26 protein-coding genes and 1 pseudogene are annotated in these 26,116 nt (G+C 41.0%); 18 read left to right on the plus strand and 9 right to left on the minus strand.

Going from position 1 to position 26,116, the window contains the following annotated elements; genetic code table 11:
- The 3 genes from BJI48_RS09355 to BJI48_RS00015 form a co-directional block, all read left to right on the plus strand.
- Nucleotides 1-220, plus strand: a 220-nt coding sequence (locus tag BJI48_RS09355; protein WP_180762991.1) for a hypothetical protein, incomplete at its 5' end; no start/stop codon positions are given.
- A gap of 890 nt (nt 221-1,110) precedes the next feature.
- The gene (locus BJI48_RS00010; RefSeq protein WP_095330519.1) at nt 1,111-2,961 is read left to right on the plus strand and encodes an ABC transporter ATP-binding protein; all 1,851 of its coding nucleotides are present in this window, start codon (nt 1,111-1,113) and stop codon (nt 2,959-2,961) included.
- A 21-nt stretch (nt 2,962-2,982) separates the two neighbouring features.
- Nucleotides 2,983-4,713 (plus strand): ABC transporter ATP-binding protein, encoded by a 1,731-nt coding sequence (locus BJI48_RS00015; protein ID WP_095330521.1) that lies wholly within the window; start codon nt 2,983-2,985, stop codon nt 4,711-4,713.
- A 36-nt stretch (nt 4,714-4,749) separates the two neighbouring features.
- Here the strand turns inward: BJI48_RS00015 and BJI48_RS00020 are convergent, their stop codons facing one another.
- A complete protein-coding gene (locus BJI48_RS00020; protein ID WP_095330524.1) occupies nt 4,750-5,814 on the minus strand; it encodes a microcin C ABC transporter permease YejB in 1,065 nt (354 codons plus the stop codon).
- A gap of 3 nt (nt 5,815-5,817) precedes the next feature.
- Complete coding sequence (locus tag BJI48_RS00025) at nt 5,818-7,644, minus strand: extracellular solute-binding protein (protein WP_095330526.1); 1,827 nt, start codon at nt 7,642-7,644, stop codon at nt 5,818-5,820.
- Between the two features lie 201 nt (nt 7,645-7,845).
- Between BJI48_RS00025 and BJI48_RS00030 the strand changes: the two genes are divergently transcribed.
- Complete coding sequence (locus tag BJI48_RS00030) at nt 7,846-8,886, plus strand: YeeE/YedE family protein (protein WP_095331057.1); 1,041 nt, start codon at nt 7,846-7,848, stop codon at nt 8,884-8,886.
- Nucleotides 8,887-8,895: 9 nt separating this feature from the next.
- Complete coding sequence (locus tag BJI48_RS00035; protein ID WP_095330528.1) at nt 8,896-9,123, plus strand: sulfurtransferase TusA family protein; 228 nt, start codon at nt 8,896-8,898, stop codon at nt 9,121-9,123.
- Nucleotides 9,124-9,128: 5 nt separating this feature from the next.
- Here BJI48_RS00035 and trpS read toward each other — a convergent pair whose 3' ends face one another.
- Entirely contained in the window at nt 9,129-10,115 is a 987-nt protein-coding gene (gene trpS, locus BJI48_RS00040; protein ID WP_095330530.1) for a tryptophan--tRNA ligase, read from the minus strand.
- Between the two features lie 156 nt (nt 10,116-10,271).
- On the opposite strand from trpS, the gene BJI48_RS00045 reads away from it, so the two are divergent.
- Complete coding sequence (locus BJI48_RS00045) at nt 10,272-10,808, plus strand: LPP20 family lipoprotein (protein WP_095330532.1); 537 nt, start codon at nt 10,272-10,274, stop codon at nt 10,806-10,808.
- Between the two features lie 50 nt (nt 10,809-10,858).
- Here the strand turns inward: BJI48_RS00045 and BJI48_RS00050 are convergent, their stop codons facing one another.
- Nucleotides 10,859-11,518 (minus strand): methyltransferase domain-containing protein, encoded by a 660-nt coding sequence (locus BJI48_RS00050; protein WP_180762993.1) that lies wholly within the window; start codon nt 11,516-11,518, stop codon nt 10,859-10,861.
- Nucleotides 11,519-11,656: 138 nt separating this feature from the next.
- Here BJI48_RS00050 and secG point away from each other — a divergent pair.
- The 4 genes and pseudogenes from secG to BJI48_RS00070 all read left to right on the plus strand — a co-directional run.
- Nucleotides 11,657-11,998: pseudogene (secG, locus tag BJI48_RS00055) on the plus strand (preprotein translocase subunit SecG); the annotation flags it as partial.
- A 28-nt stretch (nt 11,999-12,026) separates the two neighbouring features.
- Nucleotides 12,027-12,584, plus strand: coding sequence for a ribosome recycling factor (frr, locus tag BJI48_RS00060; RefSeq protein ID WP_095330539.1), 558 nt, complete (start codon nt 12,027-12,029; stop codon nt 12,582-12,584).
- A gap of 35 nt (nt 12,585-12,619) precedes the next feature.
- The gene (pyrE, locus tag BJI48_RS00065; protein WP_095330541.1) at nt 12,620-13,237 is read left to right on the plus strand and encodes an orotate phosphoribosyltransferase; all 618 of its coding nucleotides are present in this window, start codon (nt 12,620-12,622) and stop codon (nt 13,235-13,237) included.
- Nucleotides 13,238-13,256: 19 nt separating this feature from the next.
- Nucleotides 13,257-13,790 carry an RDD family protein gene (locus BJI48_RS00070; protein ID WP_257874325.1) on the plus strand — a complete coding sequence of 178 codons (534 nt, stop codon included), beginning with the start codon at nt 13,257-13,259 and terminating at the stop codon, nt 13,788-13,790.
- Here BJI48_RS00070 and BJI48_RS00075 read toward each other — a convergent pair.
- Nucleotides 13,781-15,784, minus strand: coding sequence for a DUF4105 domain-containing protein (locus BJI48_RS00075; protein WP_095330543.1), 2,004 nt, complete (start codon nt 15,782-15,784; stop codon nt 13,781-13,783). The genes BJI48_RS00070 and BJI48_RS00075 overlap by 10 nt on opposite strands.
- Before the next feature lie 5 nt (nt 15,785-15,789).
- The gene (locus BJI48_RS00080) at nt 15,790-16,227 is read right to left on the minus strand and encodes a DUF3015 family protein (RefSeq protein WP_095330545.1); all 438 of its coding nucleotides are present in this window, start codon (nt 16,225-16,227) and stop codon (nt 15,790-15,792) included.
- Between the two features lie 182 nt (nt 16,228-16,409).
- On the opposite strand from BJI48_RS00080, the gene BJI48_RS00085 reads away from it, so the two are divergent.
- From BJI48_RS00085 to BJI48_RS00100, 4 genes are all read left to right on the plus strand, one after another.
- Nucleotides 16,410-17,096 carry a F0F1 ATP synthase subunit A gene (locus BJI48_RS00085; protein WP_095330547.1) on the plus strand — a complete coding sequence of 229 codons (687 nt, stop codon included), beginning with the start codon at nt 16,410-16,412 and terminating at the stop codon, nt 17,094-17,096.
- A 9-nt stretch (nt 17,097-17,105) separates the two neighbouring features.
- Complete coding sequence (locus BJI48_RS00090) at nt 17,106-17,336, plus strand: hypothetical protein (protein WP_095330549.1); 231 nt, start codon at nt 17,106-17,108, stop codon at nt 17,334-17,336.
- A complete protein-coding gene (locus BJI48_RS00095) occupies nt 17,308-17,922 on the plus strand; it encodes a thiamine phosphate synthase (protein WP_095330552.1) in 615 nt (204 codons plus the stop codon). Before BJI48_RS00090 ends, BJI48_RS00095 begins: the two co-directional genes overlap by 29 nt.
- A 223-nt stretch (nt 17,923-18,145) precedes the next feature.
- Nucleotides 18,146-18,658, plus strand: coding sequence for an NAD(P)H-dependent oxidoreductase (locus tag BJI48_RS00100; protein WP_095330554.1), 513 nt, complete (start codon nt 18,146-18,148; stop codon nt 18,656-18,658).
- Here the strand turns inward: BJI48_RS00100 and BJI48_RS00105 are convergent.
- Nucleotides 18,655-19,515, minus strand: coding sequence for an MqnA/MqnD/SBP family protein (locus BJI48_RS00105; RefSeq protein ID WP_095330556.1), 861 nt, complete (start codon nt 19,513-19,515; stop codon nt 18,655-18,657). The two genes, BJI48_RS00100 and BJI48_RS00105, sit on opposite strands and share 4 nt — an antisense overlap.
- Before the next feature lie 101 nt (nt 19,516-19,616).
- Between BJI48_RS00105 and msrA the strand changes: the two genes are divergently transcribed.
- The 3 genes from msrA (at nt 19,617) to BJI48_RS09700 (ending at nt 24,163) form a co-directional block, all read left to right on the plus strand.
- Complete coding sequence (gene msrA, locus BJI48_RS00110) at nt 19,617-20,111, plus strand: peptide-methionine (S)-S-oxide reductase MsrA (protein WP_095330558.1); 495 nt, start codon at nt 19,617-19,619, stop codon at nt 20,109-20,111.
- A 73-nt stretch (nt 20,112-20,184) separates the two neighbouring features.
- Nucleotides 20,185-23,136: an Eco57I restriction-modification methylase domain-containing protein gene (locus BJI48_RS00115; RefSeq protein WP_343286661.1), complete on the plus strand. Its 2,952-nt coding sequence runs from the start codon at nt 20,185-20,187 to the stop codon at nt 23,134-23,136.
- A 229-nt stretch (nt 23,137-23,365) separates the two neighbouring features.
- Nucleotides 23,366-24,163, plus strand: coding sequence for a TaqI-like C-terminal specificity domain-containing protein (locus BJI48_RS09700; RefSeq protein ID WP_343286662.1), 798 nt, complete (start codon nt 23,366-23,368; stop codon nt 24,161-24,163).
- Here the strand turns inward: BJI48_RS09700 and BJI48_RS00120 are convergent.
- Both BJI48_RS00120 and BJI48_RS00125 read right to left on the minus strand, forming a co-directional pair.
- Nucleotides 24,141-24,659 carry a TaqI-like C-terminal specificity domain-containing protein gene (locus BJI48_RS00120; RefSeq protein ID WP_143428740.1) on the minus strand — a complete coding sequence of 173 codons (519 nt, stop codon included), beginning with the start codon at nt 24,657-24,659 and terminating at the stop codon, nt 24,141-24,143. The genes BJI48_RS09700 and BJI48_RS00120 overlap by 23 nt on opposite strands.
- 16 nt (nt 24,660-24,675) lie before the next feature.
- Nucleotides 24,676-25,374, minus strand: coding sequence for a TaqI-like C-terminal specificity domain-containing protein (locus BJI48_RS00125; protein ID WP_095330562.1), 699 nt, complete (start codon nt 25,372-25,374; stop codon nt 24,676-24,678).
- Nucleotides 25,375-25,436: 62 nt separating this feature from the next.
- On the opposite strand from BJI48_RS00125, the gene BJI48_RS00130 reads away from it, so the two are divergent.
- The gene (locus BJI48_RS00130; protein ID WP_095330564.1) at nt 25,437-26,066 is read left to right on the plus strand and encodes a master DNA invertase Mpi family serine-type recombinase; all 630 of its coding nucleotides are present in this window, start codon (nt 25,437-25,439) and stop codon (nt 26,064-26,066) included.
- The last annotated feature ends 50 nt before the right edge of the window (nt 26,067-26,116 follow it).

Raw genomic sequence — 26,116 nt, forward strand, 5'->3', positions numbered from 1 at the left:
CCGTATTTATCGTATCCAAGAATTTGAAGTAACAGCGTGTTTTTTGGTATGTATTTTGATGTCAAATAGCGATAAAGTCAAACTTTCAAATGTTTATAAGTCTAAACATTTGGAGGGTGAAAACCCCCTGACACGCCCCCAATGCAATGCAGGATTAAATGGCGTAGATAGCTTTTTTGTTAGTGATTCCAAACCTGCGAAACCTATAAAAACGGGTTGATGACAAAGCGAAGCTTTGGAATAACCCTGTCCTTTAGGAACGCAGGGCGGGTCTCCCGCCCGCAGTGGTCTTCAGATTCGCTAAGCGAATCGAGTAAAAAATAATGATTCTTTTCCATAGCTGTGCGACTAGTTATTTTTTCTTATACTAGCTAGAAAGGGGTGCTGGGGGGCTGACTTGCGAAGCGCCCCCCGCTCACCCCTTTAAACCCCTGCTCCCCCTGCACGCCCCCTTAGTGGTTCAGATGACAGGGCGTAGAGGGCTGGGGTTTATTAGCAATAGGATTTAAAAACCTTTAAAACTTATCTCAAACGCACAAGCCTAAGGCTTGGGTATGAGAGGAGAAGCGTAAAAAAAGATAACTGCTTATCTTTTTTAGCTTCGCACGGCGATGCGTTTATGCTCCGATAGGAGCATAGCAGACGCCCATACTTTAGGAGCGAACGGGAGCTTAGCTCCCGTGAGTGGTCTTCAGATTCACAACGTGAATCGAATAGAAAATAATGAAAACCTTAGAAAACGGGTTGATGACCAGCGGTAGCTGGGAATAAAACGGGTGGGTGGGTCAGAATACTTTAGGAACGAACACGGGTTTAATCGGTGGTAGCGGTCTTCAGGTTCGCCCCAGCGAACCGATACCTCTAAAATTTATCTCCAATATTCAAGCTTGCTTGAATATGAGATGGTTACTTTAGGAGCGAACACCGATTTAATCCGTGTGAGTGGTCTTCAGATTCGGGCTTTAACCCGAATCGAGTAAGCATAATGAAAACCGAGTAAAAAATAATAAATCCCGCATACTCTTTTGGAGTAAAAAACCTTTTTGGAGTAGCAAAATGGAATAATTGATTATATAATAATAATGATTCTAATTATAAAGGTATATAAAAATGAAAACACAAAAACCAAAAACAGGCATTTCAAGACTCTTAGAAATCAGCGGGGAGAAAAAATACCTGCTCTGGCTTAGTGGATTTTTTTCGGCATTCCACGCCTTATTGATGCTCATCCCTTATATCGCTAGTTTTAAGATTTTAGAACTCTTTATCACGCATTATCATCAATACAACAACTTCCAAAACATCGATAAAAGCCTGATTTTACACTATGGTATCATCGCCATTGTTGCGATTGTAGCCGGACTTATCTGCGCTTATGTGGGGTTTTTGATCTCTCATATTTGCGCCTATGATATACTTTTTAACACCCGTTTGAAGCTGGCCTCTCATATCGGGGATCTCAGCCTTGGTTTCTTGGGCAAAACCTCCATCGGCAAGGTCAAAAAAAGCGTGCAAGAAAATGTCGAAAAAATCGAAAATTTCATCGCGCATAATATCCCTGATCTCATCATTTCGACCACGACCATCATCGCAATCCTAATAATGATGTTTTATCTCAATATCTATTTGAGCCTAGCGTTTTTGCTCTGTGTGATACTTGCTTTTAGCCTTCAGGGAATTTTGATGATGGGAAAATCGGGGCAAAAGCTTGTGAAACAATATTATGACTCTTTGGAAGAAATCAACACCCAAAGTATCCAATACATCAAAGGAATGCCCACTATCAAGCTTTTTGGCAAGGATATTTATGCGTTTGCCAAATTCACCAAAAGTATCATCGACTACAGGGATTTCACGCTACAAATCACCAACAAAATGCTAATCCCTTATGGGAGTTTTAAGATCATCATCGCCTCCACGCTAAGTATTTTAATGCCACTTGGGATCTATATGTATGCAAGAAATCCCCAAAATTTTGACTTCATCTTGCATTTGTTGTTTTTTGTCATCATCACCCCAGCCATCACCTCCCCAATGATGCGCCTCATTGATTCAGGCAGTGGCATTCGAGACTGCAATGAAGGCGTAGAGCGAATCGATGCCATCCTTTCACAAACCCCGCCTTTAGAATCAAACCACCCCAAAACCCCCCAAAGTTTTGAAGTCGCATTTGAAAATGTAAGCTTTTCTTATGGCAATGATGAACATTACGCCCTCAAGCATATCAATTTCACTGCCACACAAGGCATTACCGCGCTTGTAGGACCTAGTGGCGGGGGGAAAAGCACGATTTTAAATCTCATCGCAAGATTTTATGATGTCCTAGATGAGCCAAAAAACGGCAAAATCACCATCGGCGGGGTGAATATCCTTGATATCCCCTCAAAAAAACTCCTAGAATATGTCTCATTTGTCTTTCAGGATAATTTTTTGTTTTTTGACAGCGTGCTTGAAAATATCCGCATAGCCAAGCCCAACGCCACGATGGCAGAAATCCAGCACGCCTGCAAGCTCGCTTCTTGTGATGAATTTATCGCCAAACTCCCCAGGGGCTATGATACCCTCATCGGGCAAGGGGGCGTGAGGCTTTCTGGCGGGGAAGAGCAACGTATCACACTCGCTCGGGCATTGCTCAAAGACACCCCCATCCTCATCCTTGATGAAGCGAGCAGTTTTAGCGATGCACATAACGAAGCCCAAATCCAAGCCTCGCTTTTAGAAATCGCCAAAAATAAGGTGGTTTTCATCATCGCCCACAGGCTCTATCTCATCAAAGACGCCAGGGAAATCCTTGTTTTTGATCAAGGCGAGCTTAAAGCAAAAGGCACTCACCAAGAATTACTCACCACAAGCCCGCTTTATGAGGCAATGTATTCTGCTTCTTTGCAGGTGGCAAGTTATCATCTTGATAATCGGCTTGACAATAGGCTTGAAAACAAGCAAGCCCCGCAAGCACAATAAAGCCCATATAAAGGAAAACTAATGAAACATTCAAATATTTTTTATCAAACCACCGCTGGAGAGCCCAAAAAACTCATCAAACCCGTGATATTAACCACCATCGCTGAACTCATCCATTTCACCCCCATCATCGTGATTTTTTGGGCGATGGAGCATATGTTGAGATCATTTTTAGAAAATACCCCACCAGATATGGGCTTGCTCTCTGGATTGGGGGTATTTTTGATTGTTTTTTTAGCCGTGATGTTGTTCTTTGAATCCCTCTCGTATAAGGCATTATACAAAGAGGCTTATGAGGTTTCAGCAACAGGGAGAATATCTCTAGCTGAGCACATCGCCTCTCTCCCGCTAGGTGCTATCGAAGAAAAAGACCCCGGAAGCCTCGCATATGTTTTGATGAATAATTACACCAATGTCGAAATCGCCATCAGCCACAAGCTCCCCATCTGTATCGCCAATACCATTGTGCCTAGTGTCGTATTTATCGGGCTATTGTTTGTGAATTGGCAGATGGCAATTGCGATGTTTATCTGCTTGCCCCTCGCCCTTGTTTCACTCTATCTCACCCAAACCCTCATCGATTCACTCGGGAGCAAACAGCAAGCCGCCCAGCTAGAGACTGCTAACCGCTTGCAAGAATACATCGAAGGTATCAAGGTCATCAAAGCCTACAATCTCATCGGTGAAAAATTCCAACGCCTTTTGCTTTCTTTTGAAAGACTCCGCAGTGCTAGCTTTAAGATGGAGGCATTTGCTGTGCCTTTTGTGATGTTCTCACTTGCCTTTGTGGGGGCGGGCATTGGGGTGATGATTATCACCGGTAGGTATTTGATATTTGCTGGTGCGCTGGATATTTTTACATTCATCGCATTCTTGATGATTGGCACCAAGGCGTTTGTGCCTTTTAGCATCTCTGCGATCGCCTTTGCTGAGAGTAAATATTTCCAAAAAGCGGGGGCAAAGATACTAGAGATCAAATCCCAAACCCCCCAAATAGGCTCACTGCCCGTGCCACAAGATTATTCCATTGTTTTTGAAAATGTAAGTTTTAGCTATCAAGACACGCCCGTGCTAAAAAATATTTCCTTTGAAATCCGCCCCAATCAATTCATCGGCATTACCGGACCTAGTGGCGGGGGCAAAAGCACGATTTTAAAGCTGATTGCGAGATTTTATGATGTGAATGAGGGAAATATCTATTTTGGGGGCAAAGCTATCCGCACACTTGATCCCAATGCGTATATGGAAAAGATCTCAATGGTCTATCAGCACGTGTATTTGTTTGCTGATAGTATCGAAAACAACATCACATTAGGCAAAAAACACGCCAGTCAAGAAGAGATCTTGGAGGTTTGTCAAAAGGCAAATTGTATGGAGTTTGTCTCACAAATGCCTGAAGGGCTAAAAACTCAAATCAATTCGACCACAAGCAACTTAAGTGGCGGGCAAAAACAGCGCATAAGCATTGCTAGGGCATTACTCAAAGACGCTCCGATCGTGCTTTTGGATGAATTTTCAGCCGCACTTGATGCTATCAATGAGCTCAAAATCCAGCAAGCCATCCAAAACCTCATCCAAAACAAAAGCGTCGTTGCCATCGCCCATAGGCTAAAAACCATCCAAAATGCTGATTGTATTTTGTATGTCGATGAGGGCGTTATCAAAGAATCTGGCACGCACGCAGAGCTATTGGCAAAAAATGGCGCATACGCCAAAATGTGGGCGTTACAAAATATGGGGCTATCAAAATAGGGTTTGAAAAATTATCAGATTTGAAAAATGCTTGCTTTAGCGTTTTTCAAAATCAATGCGTGGATCAACAAGCGTATAAGTCAGATCGCTAATAAGCCCCACAATAAGCCCTAAAAGCGTGAAAATATATAATGTCCCAAACACCACCGGATAATCCCGATTTACGATACTTTCATAGCCTAATAACCCCAAACCATCGAGGCTAAAAATAATCTCAATAAGCAAACTCCCGCTAAAAAACATCCCCAAAAATGCTGTAGGAAAGCTTGAAATCACAAGCAACATCGCATTTCTAAAGATATGTCGGTAGTAAATTCGCCCCTCGCTCGCCCCTTTTGCCCGTGCGGTCATTACATAGAGCTTACTCATCTCATCTAAAAACGAATTTTTCACCAACAGCGTAAGCGTCGCAAATCCCCCGATCGATAGGCAGATAACAGGCAAGGTGATATGCCAAAGATAGTCTTTGATCTTTCCTAAAATAGTAAGCGTCCCAAAATCTTCACTCACCAACCCACGCAAAGGGAAAATATCCCAATAACTCCCCCCAGCAAAAAGCACGATGAGTAATATCGCAAACAAAAACGCCGGGACGGCATTCCCTATGACAATCACCACACTAGAAGCCACATCAATCTTACTGCCATTATGGCGGGCTTTAAAAATGCCTAGCGGGATAGAGATGAGATAAATCAAAAGCGTGCTAAACACCCCCAAAGAAATCGAAACAGGGAGCTTTTCTTTGATCAAATCAATCACACTGATTTGGCGATAAAAACTCTGCCCAAAATCAAAATGCAAATAATTTTTTATCATCAAAACATAGCGCTCCCAAAGTGGCTTGTCAAACCCGTAAAGCTTTTCTAACGACTCAAGCAAATCGCTATCTAAGCCTTGCGCACCCCTATAAACACTATTGCCAGCATTATTTGCAATGCTCCCACTATGCACCTCACTGCCCACACCCACCCTTTCAATCTTTGCCATCATTTGTTCTACTGGACCACCCGGTGCCATCTGGATGATGAAAAAATTGATAGTGATAATGCCAAAAAGCGTTGGGATAATCAACAAAAGGCGTTTCAAAATATAATGCAACATTTTTTAATGCTCCTTAGGTCCAGCTGGGAGGGTTTTGTCCCACCATAGGTATTGGGAAAATCCGTATTTGGGGCTTTGCTGTGGCATACCAATTGTATCCCAATAGGCAATGCGAAAATTAGGCAGATAAAAATGCGGGATAACATAAAATCCCCATAACAACACCCTATCCAAAGCCCGCACGTATGCGATCTGCTCTGCCCTGTCTTTGGCTTTAATCAAAGATTTTATCAAATCATCTACCACAGGATTGGCGATGCCAGCATAGTTTCTGCTCCCTTTGGTTATAGCGCTCTGACTTCCCCAAAAATACCTTTGTTCATTGCCGGGGAAAAGCGATTGGGAAATAACAGCTACGATCATATCGTAGTCAAAATCCCGCAAACGATTGATATACTGGCTCAAATCAACCCGCACGATTTTCATCTCGATACCCAAAACTTTGAGATTTTGGGCATAAGAAAGTGCCAAACGCTCAAAAGCAGCATTATCCAAAAGCAATGTAAAAACAAAGGGCTTGCCTGTTTTGGTGTTTATCAAGCGATTGTTCTTGACCTGCCAACCCGCTTCATAGAGGAGTTTTTGGGCATATTTGAGATTTTCTCTCCTGTTTTCGCCCACGACCTTGTTCCCATCAGTGCGAGGGATGACATAAGGGCTGTCAAAAATCTTTGGGGCAAGGCTTGCGAGCTGATTTTTATAATGCTCTAAAATATCACGCTCACGCCCGCTAGGCAAACCCGAAGAGGCAAAAACAGAATTGTTAAAATAACTCCGTGTGCGTTTGTATTGGGAGAAAAAAAGATTTTGATTGCTCCATTCAAAATCAAAGGCATAAAATAATGCCTCCCGCACCCGAATATCTTTAAAAATTTCTCGGCGGGTATTAAAGAAAAATCCCTGCATCCCGCTGGGGAGATAATGACGGATGCTAATCTTTTTGATAGCACCCGAACTCACAGCTTTTCCCACATAGCCCCGCGCCCAAACTTTTGCACTCGTTTCGATTCGCCAATCATACGCCCCGCTCAAAAACGCCCGCAATGCGACGGTGTCATCCTTGTAATACTCATAAACAGAGGTATCAAAATTAAACTGCCCTAGACGTGATGGCAAATCCTTTGCCCAGTAATTGGTATCGCGCTCATAAACGATTTTTTTACCCACATCAAAGGATTTGACCTTGTAAGGTCCGCTCCCAAGTGGCAGGAGCAAAGGATTTTCACCAAAAGGATTTTTTTCATAATAATGTTTAGGCAAAATCTGTAATTGCCCCAAAATCAAAGGCAACTCCCGATTTTTATTGGTTTTGAAGATAAATTTTATGCGTTGTTTGTCCAAAACTTGCGCTTCTTTGACATCAGCATAATATTGCTTAAAAACTGGCGAGCCTTTTTGCATTAAAATATCAAAACTAAATTTCACATCCGCAGCACTCACGCTCACGCCATCGCTAAATCTCGCACGCTTATCGATATGAAAAATCACAAATGAATTGTCTTTAGCGACTTCAATATCATCAGCAATCAGGGCGTATTCAGCATACGGCTCATCAAGGCTTTGGACCAAAAGCGTATCATAAACGAGCTCCAAGCCATCAGCGGGCGTGCCTTTGATGATAAAAGGATTGAGGCTATCAAATGTCCCTAAAGCGTAGTTTCGTATCACCCCACCTTTGGGGGCGAGCGGATTGACATAATCAAAATGCTTCAAATGGGGGTATTTGAGCTTTTCACCAAGCGAAATCGTAGGCGCTCCAAAAGCAAAAATTCCAAAAACCCCTGTGAGCAAAAATATTGCGATTATCCTAAATATTTTAAAAATTTGCATTACCATTCAAAAATTTATTCCCGATTTATTATCCGATGATTCTAACAAATTAAAAGCAACAGGATTCAAAAAATCAATAATACATATTGTGTTATTTACTTTATTCCCTTATAATTATCGCCTTGATTTTCTTAACTTTACCTAAATCAAGATAAATCATCTGCATAAAATTATATTTTATAAAATAAGGAAAAATAAATGATTTTAACAGGCTTACTCTGTGGTATTTTGCTTGGTTTTGTCCTGCAAAGAGGGCGTTTTTGTATGGTGGGAGCGTATCGCGATCTTTTCCTTAGCAAAAAAACAACTATCTTTTTAGCCCTTTTTATTGCGATTACCATTCAAAGTATTGGGATTTTTATTCTCCAAGATAATGGCGTGATTGCACTTGCTTACAAGCCATTCTTCTGGCTAGCCACGATTATTGGGGGTGTGATTTTTGGTTTTGGGATGGTGCTAGCTGGGGGTTGTGCTACAGGAACGTGGTATCGGGCTGGAGAGGGGCTTATCGGGAGTTATATCGCCCTTTTTGGTTATATGCTCGGGGCTGCAATGACGAAATTTGGTATTTTCCAACCCATCAATCAAAATCTCAAAACCTATCAAATCCAAGACTCCACGCTCTATCAAACCCTCAATATCTCCCCGTGGATTCTCATTGTGATTTTATTTGCCATCGTGGGTTTTTTCACCTACAAAGAACTCAAAAAGCCCAAACGAAAAATCGCAACATTGACACCGAGAAAAACAGGGATTTCTCATTGGCTTTTTGAAAAGGCGTGGCATCCCTTTATCACAGCGATTTTAGTCGGACTCATCGCCATCCTGGCGTGGCCTCTGAGCTATGCGAGCGGGAGAGAGTTTGGTCTAGGAATCACTACACCATCAGCGAATCTATTGGGATTTTTGGTTACTGGCAATTTAGACTATATCGATTGGGGCGTGTTCTTGGTTTTGGGTATCTTTATGGGGAGCTTCATCGCTGCAAAAGGAGCAAATGAATTTAAATTCAGACTGCCAGAGAAAAAAACGCTTGGCTTGAACCTCTCTGGTGGGCTTTTGATGGGGTTTGGCGCATCTTTGGCAGGGGGTTGCACGATCGGAAATGGGCTGGTAAATACGGCTATTTTTTCCTATCAAGGCTGGGTAGCTGTGGTATTTTTTATCATTGGGGCGTGGCTTGCAACCTACCTGACAATCATCCGACCCCAACAAATCGCTTCAAATAAAATCAAATCATAAAGGAAAATAATGGCAAAAACACTACGCACAAACGGGCTGGTATGCCCTTTCCCTCTAGTAGAGGCAAAAAAAGCAATGCAAGAAATGGCTATCAATGAAGAACTCATCATTTATTTTGACTGCACGCAAGGGACTCAAAGTATCCCTGAATGGGCGGCTGAAGAAGGCTATGATGTCGGGGAATTTATCCAGATTGGCGATGCAGAATGGAAAATCTCCATCAAAAAAACCAACTAAAAGCCTCAAACTAGTCCAACGAGATCCTTGGCTTTTTGATACGTTGCCTTTGCTAAGGGGCGGACCTTATCTGCCCCCGCACGAAGCACTTTTTGTATATAGCCTTTTTCTGTGCTTAATCGCAAATACTCTTCTTGAATCGGTCTTAGTGCTTCGATCACAACCTCGGCGACTGCGATTTTAAACTCCCCATAGCCCTTGTGTGCAAATTCATTTTCTATCATCTCTCTGCTTTTGTGCGTGAAAACCTCATAAATGCTTAGCAAATTATACACACCCGCACGGGTTTCATCAAAAATGATGGCATTATGAGAATCCGTGGTGGCTTTTTTGAATTTTTTCAAAATCTCTTCAGGACTATCAAGCAAAAAAATCGCGTGGTTGTTCCCTTTGGCTGATTTACTCATTTTGACACTTGGGTCATCAAGCCCCATCACCCGTGCGCCTACTTTTGGAATCAAAGGTTCAGGGATTTTGAAACATTCACCAAAATCCCGATTGAATTTCATCGCAACATTTCTGCTAAGCTCAAGATGTTGCTTCTGATCCTCACCCACAGGGACGCCATCGCTCTGATAAAGCAAAATATCTGCTGCCATCAATGCAGGATAATTAAACAGCCCAACATTCACATTTTTGGCATTTTTTGATGATTTGTCTTTAAATTGTGTCATCCGATTCATTTCGCCCATCGGGATATTGCAATCAAGAATCCACGCCAAAGCAGGGTGTTCATCGATCTCGCTCTGGATAAAAAGGTTGGATTTTTCCACATCAATCCCACAAGCTAGCAACATCCCAGCAAGCTCATAAGTCTTTTCTTTGAGTTCTTTGGGGTCTTGTGTGGTGGTGATGGCGTGCGAATTTACCACGCAAAATATATTTTCATACTCATCTTGAGAATCCACCCAATTTTTGACCGCACCCAAATAATTCCCCAAATGGATTTGCCCTGTAGGTTGGATGCCTGAAAATACTCGTTTTTTAGCCATTTTAAGCCCTTTTTGTCCGAAACTAGATTTGAGCCACATTATACACGTGCTGGGCTTGCAAGCAAATTAAAATCAATTTTTAAGTTGTTTTAGCAAATATCTACACTATAATGAAAAAATTTCAAGTTCAAAATTTACTATGATTAAAGGATAAAAATGAAAAAAGCCTATTTTATCGGTGCGATTGTCGCTATAGGGATTTTAGCTGGTTGTGCTAGTAAAAACGATGTTGGCGATGTGGCAAACTACGGGTTAAAAAACGCTCCTGATTGGGTTTTAAATAGCGATAAAAGTTTATTAAGCGCTGTAGGTAGCGCCAAGATAAAAAACAATAATATCGGTTTTGCCACCACGCAAGCGACCAATGCCGCAAGGGCTGAGATTGCTAGCCAAATAGCAGTGCAAATAGAAAGCAAATACAAAGAGCTTTCTACAAGTAGCGAAGATAGCGTATCTCAAGAAGCCGTCCAAGCGATACGAAACAGCGTGAATACAACCCTTGCCGGCTCCAAAAGAACAAAAACGTGGATAAGCGAAGATGGCACATTGTGGGCGCTTGTCAAAGTCGATAAACTCGATACAAAACTCTTAGAAGAAAATCTTGCCAAAAGCAAAGCTTTGGATAAAAGTGCGGCAAAGGCGCTTTCAGAAGCAGTAGATGAAATCATTGATGGAAGCAAAACTGCCCAATAATCTGGGTTATTTTTATAGTTTTTAAGCCCTTTGTGGTGATGATTTGTGAGCTATTTTTCGCATTCTGTAGTTATTCGGGGGCGTCCTACAAACATCAAGATCTCATATTCTGCACACGCATAAGGGACATTTTCTCTGAAGCGTTTTGCCTCCGTGTAGCCCAGCACTCCCCCGCCGAGAAGCCCGAGATATTTGAGATGTTTTAAAAAATCTGTGCGAGAAGTAAAATCTTGCTTGACATACTCCAGCCATACCTTGCCATTGAAATATTTTCCCAAAATCTCTCGGAGCGTTTTTTCATCTCGAAGCGGGGAAGCAGTCCCCAAAAAAGAATGCAATGAACTCAAGCTCTTATTGGTATAAATCCCAAATGCCACCTGCGCACAAGAGCCTGCGATACGTTTTAGCACAGATTCGAGATCGCTTGCCCACTGCAGTGATGAAGCTGCAATGCCCACATCATATGCCTGAAAAGAAAATGTTTCAAAATCTTGGCAAAAAAGCGAAATATTTTGAATACACGGCAGTGCCTTTGGGTGCGAAGCCAGCATAGTATCGGCAATATCGATACCGATAAAATCATTCACGTAAATCCCTATTTTGTCAATCGCATAAGCGATATTCCCACTGCCACAACCAATATCAATCAACGAATCAATACGTTGCAAACCCAGTGTCTTCAAAAGCTTTGAGGCAACGAGATTTTGCACAAAAGCATTCTCTTGATAGGTGTGTGCTGATTTAGAAAATGAGTGGCGAATATGGTTATACATTTGCGAATTTTATATTTTACTCAATAAAGTTTTGGTAAAATTTCTGATTAAATATAGAAATTTCTGGAGAAATGAATGGCTAGCACACTTTTGGTAACTCAAATTATTTTGGCGATTGTAATCGTGATCGTTGTTTTATTGCAAAAAAGCTCAAGTATCGGGCTTGGCGTCTATAGCGGGAGCAATGACTCTGTATTTGGCGCAAAAGGACCTGCAGGTTTTATGGCAAAACTCACGATGTTTTTGGGGCTTTTGTTCCTCATCAATACGATTTCTTTGGGCTATGTCTATAACAAAAATCACAACAAAAGTATCCTAGATGATGCCACGAAAAAATCCCTAGTCCCTGTTGCTCCTTTGCAAAATACCCTCGAACCTGTCAAGCCCATCGCCCCGCTAGCCCCACTTATCCCTGAAAACAATCAAACAAAATAAAGGATTGGCGATGTTAAAAGATATTTATGATGAAACAAAAGACCATATGGATAAGACCCTCCAGTCCCTCCGCAGGGATTTTGGCACGCTTCGGAGTGCAAAAGTCTCTATCAGTATCCTAGATAATATCAAGATAAATTATTATGATACCCCCACACCGCTCAATCAAGTCGGCTCTGTGATCGCCCAAGATGCGACGACTATCGTTATCACCCCGTGGGAAAAAAATCTCCTAAAAGACATCGAAAGAGCCATCCAAGAGGCAAATATCGGTGTCAATCCCAATTCTGATAGCGAATCGGTGAAGCTATTTTTTCCCCCAATGACCCAAGACCAACGAAAAGAAATCGCCAAAGAAGCCAAAGGGATGGGCGAAAAAGCAAAAATTGCCATCCGCAACATCAGGCAAGATGCCAATAACCACATCAAAAAGCTCGAAAAAGACAAAGCCATCACCGAAGATGAAAACAAAAAAGCGCTTGATGAGATTCAAAAATATACCGATGAATATGTCAAAAAGATTGATGAAATGACAAAAAACAAAGAAGATGAGGTAATGAAAGTTTAAATTTAATTTTCATAGAAATACCAAAAAGGATGGCAATGCAATTGGATATCAAAAAATACTACACCGACGCACAAGCCTTGCTTGAAGGGCATTTTCTTCTTAGCAGTGGCAATCATTCCGATCGCTATCTCCAATCTGCCAGAGTGCTTGAAAATCCAAAAACAGCTGAAATCCTCGCCAAAGCCCTCGCCAAACAAATCCAAGAAGCCGGGCTTTTGCCTGATTGTGTTTGTTCGCCTGCCCTTGGCGGGATTTTGGCTGGTTATGAGCTTGCTAGGGCATTGGGAGTGAGATTTATCTTTACCGAACGAGTTGAGGGGCAAATGTGCCTACGCAGAGGCTTTGAGGTAAAAGAAGATGAAAAAATCCTCATTTGTGAGGATATTATCACCACAGGAGGCTCAGCACTCGAAGCTGCCAGATGTGTGGAGTTTCAAGGGGGCAAGGTCATTGCTTATGCGGGATTAGCCAATCGGGGCTTTTGCCAAAGGGTTGGTTCAGAGCTGGCAAAAAAACCTGAATGCCGATTGCCTGATAATATCCCATTATTTGCACTTGAAGATTTTATTTTCAATATGTATGAACCCAAAGACTGCCCGCTATGCCAAAATGGCAAAAACAAAGCCATCAAGCCCGGTAGTAGAGGCAACTAGAATTTAGGTTGCAACCAGATTGAAAAATGATTTGAAAAAATGGCGGAAAGTCAAAAGCCAAAAAAACCATCCTCCCCGCACTTCTTCTGGCTCTGTAAAACAAAAATCCCACTCTATGCAAACGTTTTTTCACGCCTCTTTGCAAACTCTCCAGCAAATCCACACCTTTGGGCGTATCAAGGCTTTCATTACCGATATGTTTATGATTTACACGCCGATTCTTTATATCACCGCTTATGTTGTTTTGGGAAGTGCGCAAGGCTTTCGAGACAATCAAACCAGCATTTTTATTTGCGTATGTCTCTATGGGGTCATCAGCGCTCTTTTTATTTCTATATCCTCGCAAACTCCGGGCTTGCGCTATGCTGGCTTGATGGCTGTTCGGACAAATGGTAAAAAAATGGGTTTTTTGAGAGCATTGGTCCGGTTTTTTATCTGGATATTGGGAACAACGTTTCTCTTCGGGCTTTGCACGCCATTTTTTCGCAAAGACAAAAAATGCCTCCACGACATCGTTTGTGGGACTACCATCATCAAAAAAACTCAAAAATAAATCCGCAATCCCATAGCATTTTGTTGCCTCGTGGCTCTATCATTAAAAAAATACGATTGATTATTCACAAACAAAGCGAGATTATGCACTATCTGCACCGAAAAACTCGCATCAAGAATATGCCCGATAATCCTGCCATACACCCGGTTGGAATACTCGATAGTGAGCTTGAGCCTCGCATTGCTAGCCACCATCCCCAATGAATTTCCCAATGCCACCCGTGAAGAACGCAAAACATAAAAAATAGGCTCAAGCACATAATACATATAGAGATAATCATTAACAGCATAGCTCGCCCCTCCCCCAAGTGCTGCATAATAAACAGGTCTATCTTCCCAAAAACTCCTATCAAACCCTGTATTGAAGCGATAGGTTATCGGGTGAAACAAATAACTCATCATCCCATAAGATGCCACCGAAAAAATCTTTGCCTCTTGGAGCTGGAAAACAGAACTTTGCGTGCCATCAAGATAAAAACTACCTTTCAAAAATTCGATTTGCATCCCTTTGAGATACCCCACATCATTATCGGTAATATCGTGATAGGCAAGCCTAAACTCAAAACCACTAGCAAATTTGCCGTTTTTTATAAAAGCATAGGGCATCATCCGAGTGCCTTGATTGCCCTGCAAAAACGTATCAGGATCAAAAACGAGCGCTTCGCCTTTCCCCAAAAACGAGCGTGCCAAAGCAATCTGATGGGCGGTTTTGAGATACTCTGGCAAAGGCATTTTATTTTTGATATAGCGATATTCTGCCATCTCCGCACTCGCCTCCAAGACAGCCTGCTTTTCTTTGTGTGGCATATCTTCAGAAAAAATGCTTTGAGGCTCTTTAACCCCTTGCGAGATTTTTTTGACCTCAAAAAGTGCGTGATGGCGGAGCTTTTTTTCATACGCAGTGATCTTACTCCACTTGCTAGGGCGGTATTCTTGCCCTGCTATCAAGCCCTCATTATTCATAGCAAAAATCGTCTCAGGCGGATTGACCTGATAGATAAAATACTGGTGCAAATCCACCCCCTCCCGTGCGATCTCCAACAGCCATAGCATATTATATGAGCAATTTTTATCAAAGTAAAAATATTCGATACCTATATCGCGCAATTCCCAAATATGCCGATACATTTTCTTGACTTCTTCTTCGCTAAGATTGAGTCCAAACTCATAAATATCCCGATTTTCTGTGTCAGAATATTCTTTGAGCTTATCATAATAGGGAGCGATCGCATAAAATCCATCATACCCCCCAAGCAAGCCTTTTGTCATATATACCAGAGGATTTTCTTTGGAAATATCAACTTGAGCGGCAAAATCGACGGCGTGGGCGAGTAGCTTGCTATCAAAGCTTGAATTGAGCAACAAAAACGTATGCCCAAACATCGAAGCTGGCGACCCCATAAAAGATGATGGGAATACGATGGAAGCAGATTTTGGATCGATATAAGCAAACATATCGGTAAATTCTTTGCAAGGATTTTTTGGCAAGCCCTCAAAATGCAGTGCGCCATCGAGATAATCAAAACGCGCCCCAAATCTACAAATTGCGTGATAATCCGCCTTGTTAGCGGAGCGTTGCGGGATTTTTGTGCGATGTTCGCCTTGGATTTTTTTGGCATTGGCAACGATTTCTTTGAGATAGCTAGGGACTTTTACTGCCTCTATGGGGCGATAAAACTCCCTGATAGTCGCTTCAAGCTCGGCTTTTGGATCACGATTGCCAGCAGGAGAGTAAAAAAACTTTTTATCAGTTATCTCGCTTTTTTTGCCACGAAAATGCAAGAGATTCAGCCAGTGCTTGCTTTCATAAAGTTTAAGTTCATTTGCCTTTTGAATATATTTTTGCACCAAAGCATCAGGGGATTGAAAATCTGCCGTTTTGCCCGTTTTTCCATCACTCCCCACAGCATCCAAATACACACAAAAAGCAACCAATAACAAAAAATAACGTGTCATCAAAATAACAGATGGCAAAGAATTAAAACTTGCCATCATAAAATTTAAAGCGTAGAAATATTATCCAAAACATCGCTCATTTGAGCATTTTCATCCTGATAGATCGCATTATAATTTGCCTGCAATCTCGCTTTGAAATCCTCCTTGTCTGCCACAGCCAAAAGCTCTACGAGCGTATCTAAGCTCTCGCCAGCACCACGAGAAATATCTTTGGAAAGATTATCCATATTGGCAGCGACAAATTCTTGCACACGCTCATCAAGCACAAGCTTGGTATCTGAACAACCCGAAGTCCCTGAAGTGATAGCAAATGTTTGATTCGCAGAAGTGCCATTAGTGGTAGCTTGAATGATATGGATAAGTTTTGAATCCCCATCAATAAGCATACTGCCTAGACCGCAACCTGAACTTTTATTTGCCGCTGCAAACGCCGTGCTAGCGAGCGCCCCTGCCAAAACCAAACTTAACGTAAGTTTTTTCATACTTTTCCTTTGAAATGTTTTTGTAAATTATTATCTTTATGCCAATTGTATAAAAATAATAATCTTAATTATAATATTTCCCAATGAATCCAAGCTTAAACGCCAAATTTAATTTGGTCTTAAAAAAAAATCGGCTAGAATGATTCCAATAAATCCTAAAAACAATCCAAAAGGGTATCATTATGGAACACCGAGTTTTTACATTCGCAAGCCTTTTCAATCCCGACCACGACTTTATCATCGGTTTTTATACGATTTTATGTGCCTTGCTCGCTATCATCATCGGCAAAATCGCCACCAGCAAAATGCAAGTCATCCCCTCTGGGATTCAAAATTTTTATGAAACAATGATTGAGGGGATGTTGTTTTTGGCAAAGGATATTATCGGCGAAAAGCTCGCTAGAAAATATTTCCCTCTAGCAGGCACGATAGCTATCTTGGTGTTTTTTTGTAATATGATTGGTATTATCCCCGGATTTGAAGCCCCCACATCAAGCTGGAGTTTCACCCTCGTGCTTGCGTTGATCGTGTTTTTTTACTACCACTACGAGGGTATCAAAGCCCAAGGCATCCTCCATTACATCGCCCATTTTGCAGGCCCTATCAAATGGCTTGCCCCACTGATGTTCCCGATTGAAATCATCGCGCATTTTTCTCGTATCATCTCATTATCTTTCAGGCTTTTTGGGAATATCAAAGGCGATGATATGTTCTTGCTCGTAATGTTAATGCTCGTTCCTTGGATTGTCCCCATCGCGCCTTTTGCCGTTTTATTTTTTATGGGTATCTTGCAAGCATTTGTTTTTATGATTTTGACTTATGTATATCTTGCAGGTGCGGTGTTGGTAGAAGATGAAAATCAGTTTTAAACCCAAACAATGAAAAAAAATACCGCCATCAAGCTTTTGGAATTTTTTGTTGGGATATTCTTTGGGATTGGTATTTTTGGGGGGATTTCGTGTTTTTTGATTTTAAGAGATTTTGATACTATCATCGCTTTTTTGTTATCCATCACATTTTTTGGGATTTTTAGCTTTTTTGCGATTTTGTCCAAATCCCTAAGTATTTTGTTGCGACATAATGATTCCAAACCCCAAAACCACATTTGAAAGTTATTTTATCACTTCCCCGCTCCTATACCCTGAGCTTTCCCCTATCATATTCAAACAGCGTTTAGAAAATATTTTCCAATCCCATTCAATCCAAAAAGCTTGTTTTAGAGATAGCACCCAAGAAATCCCCGCCCATCTCATCAAGGTTTTTTCTCAGACTTGCGACCAATATAACATTGAGAGTTTTATCAATCTCGCCAACACGCCCCAGAGCCTGCAATATTGCCAAAAATACAAGCTAAGTGGTATCCATATCAAAGGCAATGAACTATCCCAAGCAAAAAATCTCCCAAAAACCCTAACAGAACAAAAAATAAAAACCTTTTACAGCGCCCATCACAAAACAGAAGTATCCCAAGCTTTGGATTTGGGGATAGATTTTGTTACCATCAGCCCGATATTTTTCACACCCAATAAACCAAATCCTCTAGGCATATCCTATCTCGATAGCTTTGATTCCGAGTGCAAAGCCCACCTGTTTGCACTTGGTGGTATCCTCACCCAAGAACAAATCGACGCCATCAAATCCAAAGGTTTAAAAGGCTTTGCCTCCATACGATATTTTTTAGACGCAAGGTTTTAAGGCGATTTTTAAAATCCCATAGCAATATTTCATCGACGATCTATCGACAAAATAAAAAAGCCCAGAAAAATCACGCCAAAACACTATTGGCTACAACCCAAAAACACTACCTTGCTCTGCTACCACCAGCCCGCATTATTTTTGCCAAAATAAAACGATGGGGCAAAAACATTAATATAAAATGCTAAGATAAATTTAAATTTTTACCAAAAAGGAATTATGTATGAAAACCCTGATTTTACTCGCTCACCCCAATATCGCAGAATCCAGAATCAACAAAACTCTCATTTCTGGCATTCAAAACAACCCAGATATAGCCATCTGCGACCTTTATGCCACCTACCCCGATGGCAAAATCAACGCAGACAAACAAATCGCCCTGCTAAAAGCCTATGAACGTATCGTGTTTCAATTCCCGCTTTTTTGGTTTAGCACCCCCAGCCTACTCAAAGAATACCAAGATGTTGTTTTTAGCGCCATACTCTACGGCTCTGAACCCAAAATGCTTGCGGGCAAAATCTTCCAAATCATCACATCAGCAGGAAGCCCTGAGGAAAAATACCGCCCTGATGGAAGAAATCAAAAAAGTCTTGAAGACATCTTGCTCCCTTTGCAAATGGCAACAAAATATCTTGGAATGCAAACCCAAAGCGTATTTTGCACCTATAATGCAACGGGTATCACAGACGCAGGACTAGAGCAAGCCTCGCAAGCCTACAAAAAACTCCTCGCCTAAGAAAATCGCAAATCCCCATACTCTGTGGGGATAAAATAATCCTCACACCGCATCAAAATATCATAAATCCCCGCTTCAAATCCCAGCTCAAAAAGCTTGTCAATGCCCTGTTTTTGCTGGGCATTAAGCTCGATAGAGTCGTTATTAGCATAGAGATTCAAATACGTATCGAGTTCATTTTCATTCACCCGAATCACCCCCCGTTCCAAAAGCATTTTTGAAAGCAATTTTTTATTTCTCACAGCCACAGCCACAGCCTTGCTTAACGTAGCTTCAATGTCAATCGCTTTATTGAGCGGGATCGAACGGCGCAACGCCATCCCCCCAAGAGGCAAGGGCAAATCCGTCCCACAAAATTCCTGCCATATATCCCAAATCTCGCGCTCAACAACAAGCCCCGAATCAAAATTCAATATCGATTCGTGGATCAACACACCCGCATCGACCTCGCCACTAAGCACCGCACTTTCAATCTCAAGGAAATTTTTATACACAATCCTAGCCTCAGGATACGCCAGCCTAAAAATAATCGCATTCGTCGTATGCTCCCCACTCAAGGCGACTCTAAAGTTTTTTTTCAAATGCGTGGCTTTTTTCTTGATGAGCTTAGGCCCATAGCCCTGCCCAAAGCTCACGCCCGTGCGCAAAAGGGCAAAATTTTCCCGAACAAAAGGATACGCCCCAAACGATATGGCACTCACATCATAAATCCCCTTGATAGTCGCAACATTGAGGGTTTCAATATCCAGCGCCACATTTTCAAACTTCTGCCCCAACGGGCTACTTACCCAACCAAATACGATCGCATAATACATAAACAAATCATCAGCATCCGGGCTGTGTGCCACACAAACCATACGCGCTCCTTTAAAATCAAAATTTATTTGCATTATAGTCAAAATCGCCTTGATACATCTGCTAAAATGCCATCACAAAATCAAAAAAATAAGGAATCGCAATGACAAAAACCATCTATCTAGCCGGCGGGTGTTTTTGGGGCGTGCAGGGGTATTTTGACCTGCTTGATGGCGTGCTAAAAAGTAGCGTGGGTTATGCGAACTCAGAGATTGCAAATCCCAGCTATGAGCTTGTATGCACTGGGATGAGCGGGGCAGTAGAGGCGATCGAGCTTGTTTATGATGATGAAAAAATCTCGCTTGAAAAAATCTTTGAAGAGTTTTTTTCCATCATCGACCCCACGCTAAAAAACAGACAAGGCAATGACACCGGCACGCAATACCGCACCGGAATCTATGCCGATGATGATGAAAGCTTAGAGCTTGCAAAAGCCTATATCCAAACCATCCAACCCCGTTACAAAGCCCCGATCCAAACCGAAGTCAAAAAACTCCAAAATTATTATCTCGCCGAAGATTATCACCAAAAATATCTCCAAAAAAACCCGCAAGGTTACTGCCATATCGACCTATCCCAAGCCCGCAAGCGGGGTTAAAAACACTCCCGAATCTTAAGGTTCTTTTACATATAATTTTTCAAGAAAGCAAACTTGATTTTAAGGATTCTCAATGCAATATCAAAAATTATCCCTGCAAGATTTTCTCAGCGACCAGACTGCCAAAAACCCCACGCAAGAGGAACGCCAAGCCTTTTACGAAGCGATAAATAATCTCTTGCAAACCGACCCCAAAGAAAGCGAAGAACATCACAAAAACAATATCAATGAATTTTTAAAAACCACCTTTGACTATGAAATCAACACCAAAGGCAGGATTGATTCAGCAATCTTTGTGGATAATGCCGTATCTGTCCTCATTGAAGTCAAAGCGCTCAATGCCCCAAAAGACGCCTTTCCGACGCCTGAAACACTCGAATCCAAAGCCTTTTATGAATCTATCCTCTACTATCTGCGAGAAAGCAAAACCCACAAAAACAACAATATCAAACATATTATTTTATGCACGCTCAAAGATTTCTTTATCATTGATGCCAAAGAATATGAACGGCTTTTTGGGCAAGACAAACAAATAAACAAATTTTTCAAAAACACCGAAGCCAAAGCTGGCAACAACGCCACAACGGAGAAATTCTACGAAGACATCAAAGACTATCTCAAAGAAAAAGAGGGTAAAATCGCCTATACGCATTGCAACCTAGCCTACGCCATCAACGAAAATGAAACAAGCGATGAAAATCTCGCCCTGATTTATAGCCTCTTAAGCCCAGCTTGCCTCCTCAAGCAAAAAAGCACCATTGATGCGAATGTCCTCAATCAAGATTTTTATAATGAATTGCTCCATATCTTGGGGCTACAAGAAATCACAAAAGATGGCAAAGTCCTCATTGTCTCAAGCGACACGCCAAACTCCCTGTTGGATTCTATCACCAAAAATTTTGACTTAGACAAAGAGGCAGGCTTTGAAGATATATTTTCTCTTATCACCACCTGGAACAATCGGATTTTATTCTTGCGACTCCTTGAATCAATGCTTTTAGCTTTCCAGCATATCCAAAAGCCCTTTTTACATATCGAGATTATCAAAGATTTCAAAGACCTAAATACGCTATTTTTTGATGTCCTAGCAAAAGAAGAGCACGCTAGGATAGCAATCCCCCAAGCCCTCAAAAATATCCCTTATCTCAACTCAAGTCTTTTTGATAAAACCGCCCTAGAAAAAGACGGCAAAGAAATCAAATTGCTCGATTCCAAACGCCTTGCCCTACATAAATACTCTATCCTCAAAAAAGACGCCACATATAAAGATACTGCCGAACTCCCCTTGCTCGAATACCTCTTTGCCTTTTTGAATGCCTATGACTTCACCACCACGCCAAAAGACATCAAAAACCACACCAAAATCAATTTTGACAAACTCATCAACGCTTCGGTGCTAGGCTTGGTATTTGAAAAGCTCAACGGCTATAAAGAAGGGAGCTTCTATACCCCCAGCTTCATTACCAACTATATGTGCAAGGATGCCCTAGCAAAAGTTGTGCTGGATAAATTCAACACCGCCAAAGGCTATGAATGCCAAAATCTTGATGAGCTAGAAAATCGAATCGATAAGGATATGGATCTCAAAGAAGCCAACGAGATTTTTAACACCATAAAAATCTGCGATCCTGCTGTAGGGAGCGGGCATTTTCTTGTTGCTGCACTCAATGAATTGATTCTTATCAAATTCACACTAGGCATTTTGTGTGATGAAAATTTCAAAAGACTCAAAGATATCACGCTTGAGATTAGCAACGATGAGATTGTTATTATTGATCCTGATGGGAAGGTATTTGCTTATGAACACCCTGCCCACGAAAACATCGCAACACATAAAATCCAAAAAGCCCTTTTTAATGCCAAAAAAGACCTGATAGAAAACTGCCTTTTTGGTGTCGATATCAATCCAAACTCGTGTGAGATCACCAAACTCCGGCTTTGGATAGAGCTACTCAAATACAGCTATTACAAAGACATCAAAAACAAACTCCTCCAAACTCTCCCCAACATCGACATCAACATCAAAGACGGCAATTCGCTGGTGTCAAACTTCCCCATCCATACCCAATTTACCATCGGGATGAGTGTTTCTTTTTCACAAAATCTCAAAAAAGCCATTGATGACTACAAAGACCAAGTCAAACGCTACAAAAATAATATTGGCGACAAAAATCAAATCATTAAAAACATCACCGAAGTTAAAGCAATGCTTGAAACATATCTCATCGAAAATCACCCCAAAAATACGAGCCTCAAAGAAAATCTTAGAAAATTTATTTTTGACTATGGCGATGGGGTGTTTGACTTTGAAAGTCCCTTTGGTATGGAGATGATAAAGATTTCTCGGGAAAACAAATACCGCTTCACCCCCACGCTCACCAGCCTAGAACCAAAAGAGCTTGACAAAAATGGGGAAAAGCTCCTAGAAGCACTCAAAAGCGATTTTGAATCCCTTGAATCGCTCAAATTTTTCACTATCCCTGAAGACAAACGCAAAAACAAGCCCGCCTTTGAATGGCGCTTTGAATTCCCCGAAATCCTCGATGAAAACGGCGATTTTATGGGCTTTGATCTTATCATCGGCAACCCGCCGTATATCCGCCAAGAATCCATCAAAGAGCTTAAGCCCCATCTTGAAAAAAATTTTGATATTTATAGCGGGACAAGCGATATTTATACCTACTTTTTTGAGCAAGGCTGGCGTGTGCTCCAAGCAAAAGGTCGCCTAAGCTTTATTGTTTCCAACAAATGGACGCGTGCAGGCTATGGGGAAAAACTAAGAGCCTTTATTTTGGAACACACCCGATTGGAAAATTATGTCGATTTCAATGGTATCAAGGTCTTTGATAGTGCCACGGTCGATACTTCTATTATTAGCTTCCAAAAATCCATCAAACATCAAAATACGCCAGTAGAGGCGAACGGGGGGGGGGGCATTCCAATACCGTGCCATCACATCCAAGCCCCAAGAAGCTTCCGATATCGAGTGCGAACAACCCCAAACACTCCAAATCTCTCAGCTTAGCAAATCCGCCTTTACATTTTGCGATCCTCTCACCCTCCAGATAAAACAAAAAATCGAATCTATCGGCACGCCACTCAAAGATTGGGATATTAAGATTTATAGAGGAATACTGACTGGCTACAACGAAGCCTTTATTATCACCACAGAAAAAAGAGATGAAATCCTAAAGGCTTGCGATGACACGCCTGCTTCCAAACTACCTTTTGAATGTATCGATGGGCAATATATTTTGTGTGAAAATCCCAAAGACAAAAACGAGGGTATCATCTATCTGAATGAAAAAGAGCGCACAGACCAAATTATTAGACCGATTTTGCGAGGTAGGGATATTAAAAGATATGCGTATGAGTGGGGAAATATCTGGCTTTTGTTTATTCCTTGGCATTTCCCAAATACCCTACAACCTAAATCAATGGAAGAAAATGAAAAAGATTTCACAAGGCTCTACCCTCAACTATATAATCATCTACTAGAACACAAAAATAGACTATCTAAAAGAAATCAAGATGAAACAGGGATTCGTTATGAATGGTATTGTCTTCAACGTTGGGGAGCAAATTATTTCGGGGAATTTAATAGGCAGAAAATTGTGTGGAATCCAGTTAGTGGGGAATACTTTTTTGCATATATTAAAGACCAAATATATTTTAATAATTCGCTTTTTATGATTACTAAATCCAATACAAAAAAATCTTCGAATCTGCAAGCTAAAAATGATAATTTTTTGATTTATCTTCTAGGATTAATGAATTCCACACTTTATAAATGGTTGATTATACAAATGACAAATTTAATACAAGTCGGGCAGTATGCTTATGGGTCAAAAGATAAAATTGAAAACCTCCCTATCCCCCAAATCAGCGCCGAAGAGGAAAACAAGTTCGTTGAAATTGTTGAGCAAATTTTGGAAGCTAAAAAACAACATCACGATACCCAAACCCTCGAAAAACAACTTGATACGATGGTCTTTGCCCTTTATGCCCTTACTGATGAAGAGATAAAAATCATAACATCTGATTTTCTATAAATGCCCTTTCTTCGGGGCTAAGACCATAAAGCCTATAAACCAAACTATCGACTTCAGATTCGAGCTTTTGGGTATCCTCATCTTTTTCTTTGGATTTTAAAATCTCTCTTGTCAAACTAGCAATTTGAATAACCAATGCTTGGGATTTAAACGTTGGCTTTGGGATGGGGAGTTTTTCTACAAAAATTTTACTCATTTCATATCCTGTTGCCCCCAAAGTAGCACCAATCTGTTTAAAATACCAAAAATTAGCTTTTGAATTAAGGAAAGCAGTAAGATATAAATATTCATCCTCATTCGGTTTGTTTAGAGTAACTATAAAACATTTTTGATTTGTATAAAAACCTTTTTTGTCAAAAAGTGCGATAAATTCTTTTGCCATATTTGGATAAATTATTTTCCCCTCAAGCTCGATTTTTGGGAGCTTTAAACCATCTTCGTATTTCAAGGCTTCTTTTAGCTCATTTTCAAAATTATTCAAAAGTAATTTTAACAAGCTTAAAGCCCGGCTTTCAATCGCACTCACCACAAGAAGGGCTATTAAGAGAGAGAGAGAGAACAGATTTTATTTCAGTTTCGTTTAAGCTATACAATTCATAAATCATCATATCAAGTTCTTTTTCTAATTCTTGAGTGTTTTGATTGCGTTTTTTAGCCTCTAAGATTTTTTCTACAATTTTTATAAATTTTATTTCCTCTTCGGGGTCAATTTGCGGGATAGGGAGGTTTTCTAAAAATGCTTTTTTGTATCGAAAGCCACCATTTCCCAGACCGCCACCTGCGTAAAATTCTTTGAATGCAAAGGTCAAAAGCTTGGAATTAAGAATGCCTAACAAATAATGCAATTTCTCGCCCGTGAGGATAAAGCTTGTTGCTTCTGCATAAAAATTCCCAAATTTAAACTCTCCATTATCAAGGTAAAATTGAGAATTTCTAACAATTTCGCTATACACAATTTTCTGCCTATTAAATTCCCCGAAATAAGCAATGTTATCTTGTGTCTCAAACCACTTATTGGAAGTTTTTTTCCTACAACCTCTTTCACCGCTTTGGGAAATTTTTGGCATAAAAGTTTGAAGATAATTTTTCAAGCTCGGATAATTTTCAATATCAAGCTTTAGGGCTGGAAAAGTCCCAATAACCCACAATCCTGCCCACTCATACGTATATCTTTTAATATCCCTACCTCGCAAAATCGGTGCTATACGCACGCCATACCCACTATGCTTGGCAAAATTCCATTCGTGTCGATAATCTAAATCAAAGGAATCCTATGACTTATTGTTATGTCCGCGTATCCACAGACAAGCAAACCGCAGAAAATCAAAAGTTTGAAATCACAAACTATGCCAAAGCGAGGGGTTTTACAATCGATCACACCACAGAAGAGACAATAAGTGGCAAAATCGCCACATCCAATCGCAAGCTAGGGAGTTTGATCAAAACGCTTAAAAAAGGCGATACGTTGATCGTAACAGAACTCTCCAGACTGGGGCGGAGCTTGTTAGATGTGATGGAATTTTTGAATTTTTGTATGAAAAGAGACATCACCATCATATCCATCAAAGAAAACTACACGCTAGGCGATAATATCAATTCCAAAGTTTTGGCGTTTGCTTTTAGCCTCGCTGCTGAGATTGAGCGAAATCTCATATCCGCACGCACCAAAGAGGCGCTCGCTAGAAAGAAAGCTGAGGGAGTGATTTTGGGGCGACCTGTGGGGCGCAAAAGCCGTATCGAATGCCACCCGTGTTACCACGCTAGAGACAAGATACTCCAATGGGATGCCCAAGGGATGAGCCACGCAAAAATCTCAAGAAAATTAGGCGTCCATCGCGATACCTTGAGGCGATGGCTCAAAATTAGTGGCAATGCACATTTACTAAAGGGCAGGAGCTATTGAAACAAAAAAATCACAAAGGCTTTAAGAGATTTTTAGAATCCCTTATTCAA

Origin of the sequence: Helicobacter sp. 11S02596-1, assembly GCF_002272825.1 — a bacterium.
Taxonomy (GTDB): domain Bacteria; phylum Campylobacterota; class Campylobacteria; order Campylobacterales; family Helicobacteraceae; genus Helicobacter_J.

Bases quoted from the DNA above. Each gene is read 5' to 3' on its own strand.
- BJI48_RS00010 (WP_095330519.1), top strand. From the start codon at position 1,111: ATGAAAACACAAAAACCAAAAACAGGCATTTCAAGACTCTTAGAAATC.
- BJI48_RS00015 (WP_095330521.1), top strand. From the start codon at position 2,983: ATGAAACATTCAAATATTTTTTATCAAACCACCGCTGGAGAGCCCAAA.
- BJI48_RS00020 (WP_095330524.1), bottom strand. From the start codon at position 5,814: ATGTTGCATTATATTTTGAAACGCCTTTTGTTGATTATCCCAACGCTT.
- BJI48_RS00025 (WP_095330526.1), bottom strand. From the start codon at position 7,644: ATGCAAATTTTTAAAATATTTAGGATAATCGCAATATTTTTGCTCACA.
- BJI48_RS00035 (WP_095330528.1), top strand. From the start codon at position 8,896: ATGGCAAAAACACTACGCACAAACGGGCTGGTATGCCCTTTCCCTCTA.
- trpS (WP_095330530.1), bottom strand. From the start codon at position 10,115: ATGGCTAAAAAACGAGTATTTTCAGGCATCCAACCTACAGGGCAAATC.
- BJI48_RS00045 (WP_095330532.1), top strand. From the start codon at position 10,272: ATGAAAAAAGCCTATTTTATCGGTGCGATTGTCGCTATAGGGATTTTA.
- frr (WP_095330539.1), top strand. From the start codon at position 12,027: ATGTTAAAAGATATTTATGATGAAACAAAAGACCATATGGATAAGACC.
- pyrE (WP_095330541.1), top strand. From the start codon at position 12,620: ATGCAATTGGATATCAAAAAATACTACACCGACGCACAAGCCTTGCTT.
- BJI48_RS00075 (WP_095330543.1), bottom strand. From the start codon at position 15,784: ATGATGGCAAGTTTTAATTCTTTGCCATCTGTTATTTTGATGACACGT.
- BJI48_RS00080 (WP_095330545.1), bottom strand. From the start codon at position 16,227: ATGAAAAAACTTACGTTAAGTTTGGTTTTGGCAGGGGCGCTCGCTAGC.
- BJI48_RS00085 (WP_095330547.1), top strand. From the start codon at position 16,410: ATGGAACACCGAGTTTTTACATTCGCAAGCCTTTTCAATCCCGACCAC.
- BJI48_RS00090 (WP_095330549.1), top strand. From the start codon at position 17,106: ATGAAAAAAAATACCGCCATCAAGCTTTTGGAATTTTTTGTTGGGATA.
- BJI48_RS00095 (WP_095330552.1), top strand. From the start codon at position 17,308: ATGATTCCAAACCCCAAAACCACATTTGAAAGTTATTTTATCACTTCC.
- BJI48_RS00100 (WP_095330554.1), top strand. From the start codon at position 18,146: ATGAAAACCCTGATTTTACTCGCTCACCCCAATATCGCAGAATCCAGA.
- BJI48_RS00105 (WP_095330556.1), bottom strand. From the start codon at position 19,515: ATGGTTTGTGTGGCACACAGCCCGGATGCTGATGATTTGTTTATGTAT.
- msrA (WP_095330558.1), top strand. From the start codon at position 19,617: ATGACAAAAACCATCTATCTAGCCGGCGGGTGTTTTTGGGGCGTGCAG.
- BJI48_RS00115 (WP_343286661.1), top strand. From the start codon at position 20,185: ATGCAATATCAAAAATTATCCCTGCAAGATTTTCTCAGCGACCAGACT.
- BJI48_RS00130 (WP_095330564.1), top strand. From the start codon at position 25,437: ATGACTTATTGTTATGTCCGCGTATCCACAGACAAGCAAACCGCAGAA.